Origin of the sequence: Cellulomonas citrea, from assembly GCF_009829685.1 — a bacterium.
In the GTDB taxonomy this organism is placed as follows: domain Bacteria; phylum Actinomycetota; class Actinomycetes; order Actinomycetales; family Cellulomonadaceae; genus Cellulomonas; species Cellulomonas citrea.
The window spans coordinates 1-4,224 of record NZ_VWSD01000196.1; the positions used below are offsets into that span (position 1 = coordinate 1).

The 4,224-nt window shown below is 74.7% G+C and carries 4 protein-coding genes; 2 read left to right on the forward strand and 2 right to left on the reverse strand.

The window, feature by feature from the left end; all coding sequences use genetic code 11:
• Window positions 1-45 precede the first annotated feature (45 nt).
• The gene (locus F2B26_RS14760) at window positions 46-1,242 is read right to left on the reverse strand and encodes a DUF58 domain-containing protein (protein WP_159810653.1); all 1,197 of its coding nucleotides are present in this window, start codon (window positions 1,240-1,242) and stop codon (window positions 46-48) included.
• Window positions 1,242-2,231, reverse strand: a complete 990-nt coding sequence (locus F2B26_RS14765) for an AAA family ATPase (RefSeq protein WP_159810655.1) — start codon at window positions 2,229-2,231, stop codon at window positions 1,242-1,244. Before F2B26_RS14765 ends, F2B26_RS14760 begins: the two co-directional genes overlap by 1 nt.
• Before the next feature lie 370 nt (window positions 2,232-2,601).
• Between F2B26_RS14765 and mraZ the strand changes: the two genes are divergently transcribed.
• Window positions 2,602-3,039, forward strand: coding sequence for a division/cell wall cluster transcriptional repressor MraZ (mraZ, locus tag F2B26_RS14770; RefSeq protein ID WP_235929700.1), 438 nt, complete (start codon window positions 2,602-2,604; stop codon window positions 3,037-3,039).
• Between the two features lie 157 nt (window positions 3,040-3,196).
• A complete protein-coding gene (gene rsmH / locus F2B26_RS14775; RefSeq protein WP_159810659.1) occupies window positions 3,197-4,192 on the forward strand; it encodes a 16S rRNA (cytosine(1402)-N(4))-methyltransferase RsmH in 996 nt (331 codons plus the stop codon).
• The last annotated feature ends 32 nt before the right edge of the window (window positions 4,193-4,224 follow it).

Consider the following 4,224-nt stretch of genomic DNA (forward strand, 5'->3'; position numbering starts at 1 on the left):
GACGCGCGCTCCGGGGGTGCGACGGGCGCGCCGGTGCGGGCGCGCTCATGCGGCGGCCTCGGTGAGGCGTCGCCACGCAGCGTCCGGGTCCTCCCCGGTGTGCACGACGACACCGCGCCAGCCGGCCAGCCGCAGCTGGTGCACTGTCGCCTGAGCAGCGGTGCTGGTGGGCCCGTCGGCGCGCACCATGACCCAGCAGGTGGCCCGGGTCGGGAGGGCGGCCAGCGCGGACCGCACCGACTCCGGGGCCGGCCCGAGGACGGCCACCACGACCTGTCCCGCAGCGCCGAGCTCATGGCTGGCGCTCAGCAGACGTTCTGCGGCCTGGGCCGGTGAGCGTGAGGCGCTCGCGTCCGCGGTCGGGTCGAGCAGGGCGGCGCGCGCCTGATCGCCCTGGCGGCGGTGCACGTAGCCCTCGACCGGACCGCCGGCGCCCAGCAGCCGGACGGGGTGCCCGGCCGTGAGCGCGGCGAGGGCGATCGAGGCCCCGACCGAGAGCGTCCACTCCAGCGCCGCGGCACCGTGCGGTCGCTCGACCAGGACGTCGACGGCCCGCATGTCCGTGTGCTCGTCCGCGCGGACCATCACCTGGCCCCGACGGGCGGTGCTCGCCCAGTGCACCCGGCGCAGGTCGTCGCCCTCGTGGTACTCGCGCAGGGCGGAGTCGTCCGGCGCCGGGCTGCGGACGCCGAGGGCGACCCGGGCGGGATCGCCGATCACCACGTCACCGGTCACGGTGAGCGGGTGCAGCGCGGGCCACACGAGCACGTCGGTGGGCTCACCGACCGGTCCGCGGTGCCGGGCCACGGCGAACGGGTCGGTGCGGGTCACCATGAGGGGGCCGAGGGGCCAGCGACCGCGTGCGGTGGGGTGCACCTGGTAGTCGAGCGTGAGCGCGCCGGGCGCCCGCCGCACCCGGGCACGCGGTGCACCAGCGCCCGACAGCTGGGGCGCCGCGCTCTCGGCGAGCTGGACACCGCGCAGCCCGCGGCCGGTGAGCAGGGTCTGCACCTGGGCGCTGCTGCCCGGGTGCAGACGCGTGGGCAGCACGCGTCGCGTGACCGTCCAGGCTCGCTGCCGACCGCGACGCGAGCGGGTGAGCACGGCTGTCGCACCCGCGGCGACCAGCGCCAACGCGACCAGCCCGATCCGCACCAGGTCGAGGGACCCCAGCCCGAGCCCGAGCTGGACCGCGACCGCGCCCGCCGCGACGAGGGCCCAGCCGCGACGTGTCAGTCGCATCAGCGGGTGCCCCACCGCGCCGTCGTGCTCGCGACGGGCACCGGGATGCGGGCGAGCAGGTCGCCGACGACCTGGTCGCCGTCTCGGCCGGCGAGCCTGGCGGCGGTGGACAGCAGGACCCGGTGGGCGAGCACCGGGACCGCGAGCGCCTGGACGTCGTCGGGCAGCACGTGGTCGCGCCCGTCCATCGCGGCGCGGGCGCGGGCGGCGCGCAGCAGCTGGATCGACGCCCGGGGCGAGGCGCCGAGCCGCAGTGCGACGTCGTCCCGGGTGGCCGCGACGAGGTCGACGACGTAGCGCTTGAGGGCGTCGGAGGCGTGGGTGCGTCGGGCGATCTCGATGAGGCGGCCGAGCCCGGCCGCATCGGTCACCGGGGCGAGCGTGTCGAGCGGGTCGACGCTCTCGCGGGCGTCGAGCATCTCGAGCTCGTCGGCCGCGCTCGGGTAGCCGACGGTGAGCCGGGCCATGAACCGGTCGCGCTGGGCCTCCGGGAGCGGGTAGGTGCCCTCCATCTCGACCGGGTTCTGCGTGGCGACGACGAGGAACGGCGACGGCAGCTGGTGGCTGTGCCCGTCGATCGTCACCTGCCCCTCCTGCATGCACTCGAGCAGGGCCGACTGCGTCTTGGGCGAGGCGCGGTTGATCTCGTCACCGATGACGACGTGCGCGAACACCGGTCCCGGTCGGAACTCGAACTGCCCCGACCGGTAGAGGTTGACGCCGGTGAGGTCGCTCGGCAGCAGATCGGGCGTGAACTGGATGCGTCCGACGGGCGCGTCGATCGTGCGGGCGAGGGCCTTGGCGAGGGTGGTCTTGCCGACACCGGGCACGTCCTCGACCAGCAGGTGGCCCTGGGCGAGCAGCACCGTGAGCGCGACGCCGACGAGCTCGGAGCGCCCGGCCAGCACGGTGTCGATCCCGGTGCGCATCGCGGTGGTCACGTCCACCAGCTCGGCGAGCTGGGCGGGCGTGGGCGGGCCTTGGGACATGGGCGCTCCTTGGGCGACGGCTGTGGCTCGAGCCTAGGCACGCGCGCCCCCGGCGTCCCCACTTCGCTCCACCTGGTCACCCGGTATCGCCCGGTCGGGAACATCGGTGCAGGTCAGGGCGCGGTCCCAGGTGCAGGGATCCTCGTGGAGCTCTCGCACACCAGGCCGCGGCCGGCGATCCGTGCTGAATTCCCTCCACCTCACGCCACTGCCTCTGACCTGCGCGGATGTCACCAACAGACGGGTGAAACACGGGTGCGCGACGGGCTTGGTGGAGGAGAGTGGAGTATCGTGGAGGTCGGTGGGGTGAGCGGGGGAGACGAGGGGAGGCGCGGTGGCTGACGACACGGCCGCGGGCTTCGGCTCGACGCTGCCGTTCCTCGGCACCTACACCCCGCGGCTGGACGACAAGGGGCGGCTGATCCTGCCCGCCAAGTTCCGCCCGGCCCTGGCCGGCGGTCTCGTGATGACCAAGGGCCAGGAGCGCTGCCTCTTCGTCATGTCGCTCGACGAGTTCCGCCGCATGCACGACGGGCTGCGCCAGGCACCGGTGACCCACAAGCAGGCGAGGGACTACCTGCGGGTCTTCCTCTCGGGGGCCAGCGACGAGCTGCCGGACCGGCAGGGCCGCATCTCGATCCCGCCACTGCTGCGCCGCTACGCCGGTCTGGACCGGGACGTGGCGGTCATCGGCGCAGGGTCCCGGGTCGAGATCTGGGACCTGGCCGCCTGGGAGACCTACCTGGCCGAGCAGGAGCCCGGTTACGCCGACACCGCCGAGGAGGTCTTCCCGAACGGGCCGTTCTGACCCGCCCCCGCCCGATGAGACCTCCCCCCGGCAGCTCTGGCGCACTTCCCCGGTGCCAGAGGGCCGGTGGGGGATCTGGTCGGACGGCGGAGGGGCTGCCCGACCAGCCACGTGCACGACACCCGCACCACCCAGCACACCCGGAAGGAGGAGCACGATGGACGAGCCCGACGTGGCTGCACGGCACATCCCCGTGCTCCTCGACCGGTGCCTCGACCTGCTGGCGCCCGCCGTGCAGACGGCCGGTGCCGTGCTGGTCGACGCGACGCTCGGGATGGGCGGGCACACCGAGGGCGCCCTCAGCCGGTTCCCCGACCTGCGCGTCATCGGCATCGACCGGGACCCGCAGGCCATCGCGCTGGCCGGCCGGCGGCTGACCCGCTTCGGCGACCGTTTCACGTCCGTCCAGGCCGTGTACGACGAGATCCCGGATGTGCTCGACCGCCTGGCCCTGGGCCCGGTGCAGGGCATCCTCATGGACCTCGGCGTCTCGTCCCTGCAGCTCGACGAGACCGACCGAGGGTTCTCCTACTCCCAGGACGCCCCGCTCGACATGCGGATGGAGGCCGGCGGCACCGGGCCGACGGCCGCCGACGTGCTCGCGACCTACGACGAGGCCGCACTGGCCCGCGTGCTCCGCGAGTACGGCGAGGAGAAGTTCGCCCGCCGGATCGCCGGCGCGATCGTGCGGGCCCGTCAGGTCGAGCCGCTCACCCGCACGGGGCAGCTCGTCGACCTGGTGCGCGCCGCGGTGCCGGCCGCGGCCCGGGTCACCGGGGGCCACCCGGCCAAGCGGACCTTCCAGGCCCTGCGGATCGAGGTCAACACCGAGCTCGAGACGCTTGCGCGCGCGCTGCCTGCGGCCGTGGACCGGCTCGCGGTGGGCGGTCGCATCGTCGTGGAGTCCTACCACTCGCTCGAGGACCGCCTGGTCAAGCGCACCTTCGCCGCCGGCGCCCAGTCGAGTGCACCGCTGGGGCTGCCGGTCGAGAGCCCCGAGCACGCGCCCTACCTGCGCCTGGTCACCCGCGGCGCCGAGCAGGCCGACGAGGTCGAGCTGGCCCGCAACCCGCGGTCCGCGTCCGTCCGGCTGCGCGCCGCCGAACGCGTCCGCCCCACCCCGGCCCACCTGCTCACCGGCAGGGCCGCATGAACCGCAACCGCAGACAAGGAGGCCGTCGATGA

Bases quoted from the DNA above. Each gene is read 5' to 3' on its own strand.
- F2B26_RS14765 (WP_159810655.1), bottom strand. From the start codon at position 2,231: ATGTCCCAAGGCCCGCCCACGCCCGCCCAGCTCGCCGAGCTGGTGGAC.
- rsmH (WP_159810659.1), top strand. From the start codon at position 3,197: ATGGACGAGCCCGACGTGGCTGCACGGCACATCCCCGTGCTCCTCGAC.
- F2B26_RS14760 (WP_159810653.1), bottom strand. From the start codon at position 1,242: ATGCGACTGACACGTCGCGGCTGGGCCCTCGTCGCGGCGGGCGCGGTC.